This is a genomic window from Devosia sp., from assembly GCF_017307565.1.
GTDB lineage: Bacteria > Pseudomonadota > Alphaproteobacteria > Rhizobiales > Devosiaceae > Devosia.
Map to the genome: position 1 here is coordinate 17,056 of NZ_JAFKHD010000354.1, position 1,206 is coordinate 18,261.

2 protein-coding genes are annotated in these 1,206 nt (G+C 63.6%); both read left to right on the plus strand.

Going from position 1 to position 1,206, the window contains the following annotated elements; all coding sequences use genetic code 11:
* The coding region (locus J0I64_RS14360; RefSeq protein WP_291409410.1) for a transaldolase family protein at window positions 1–465 on the plus strand (465 nt) is incomplete at its 5' end.
* Between the two features lie 115 nt (window positions 466–580).
* On the plus strand, window positions 581–1,206 hold a 626-nt coding region (locus J0I64_RS14365), incomplete at its 3' end, for a P-loop NTPase (protein ID WP_291409412.1).

Here is a 1,206-nt window from a genome sequence, read left to right on the forward strand (position 1 = left end):
GACGGCATGGTTGCCGAAGGCGAGCACCTCGCCAAGATCGCGTCCAACGTCGTCATCAAGCTGCCGCTGACCCTTAACGGCCTGAAGGCAACCAAGTATTTCAAGGACAAGGGCGTCAAGACCAACGTCACGCTCTGCTTCTCGGCCAACCAGGCCCTGCTCGCTGCCAAGGCCGGCGCGACCTATATCTCGCCCTTCCTTGGCCGTCTGGATGACATCAACCTCGATGGCGTGCAACTGATCGAAGACATCCGCACCATCTACGACAACTACCAGTACGAGACCCAGATCCTGGCCGCCTCGATCCGTTCGCCCAACCATGTCACCCAGGTGGCTCTGGTCGGCGCCGACGTTGCGACCATCCCGCCCGACGTGATCAAGAAGCTCGCCAACCACCCGCTGACCAATGCGGGCATTGACGGCTTCCTCAAGGACTGGAAGGCCACCGGCCAGTCGATCCTCTAAGGACCGACAATCCCAATAGACCTCATGGTGAGCTTGTCGAACCATGGGGGCGTGCCTCAGAAGACCTCGCCCTTCGACAAGCTCAGGGCGAGGTCTTCTTTTTTGTGAGACCGAAATGGCCGATACCGAACTTGCCACACGCATCAAAGCCGCCCTCAACGCCGTGGAAATCCCCGGCGGCGGCGACCTTGCGAGTTTCTCCGGCCTTTCCGAGATCATCGTCACCCCCAGCGCCGTCGCCTTCGCCATCGGCGTGGCCCCCGGCATGGAAGCAGCCTTTGGCCCGGTCCGCGAGGCCGCCATCGCCGCAGCCCAGGCTCTCTCCGGCAGCCGCAAGGTGATGGTCTCCATTACCTCGCAAAAGCAGGCGGGCCCGAAGTTCTCTCATGGCTCCCCGCAGCCGCAGGGCAAGACCAGGGTCGATGGCGTCCGTCGCATCATCGCCGTCGGCTCGGGCAAGGGCGGCGTCGGCAAGTCGACCACTTCGGTCAATCTCGCCCTGTCGCTTGCCGCCGAAGGGCTCAAGGTCGGCATGCTCGATGCCGATCTCTATGGCCCGTCCGTTCCCAAGCTGCTGGGCATCGAAGGCCGCACGGCCCTGCGCGACGACGGCATTTTCCAGCCGCACGAAGCCTTTGGTTTGAAGGTCATGTCCATCGGCTCGATGCTGGTGCCCGGCCAGGCCGTCGTCTGGCGCGGTCCCATGGCGACTTCCGGCCTCCGCCAGCTCCTGCGCGAAAC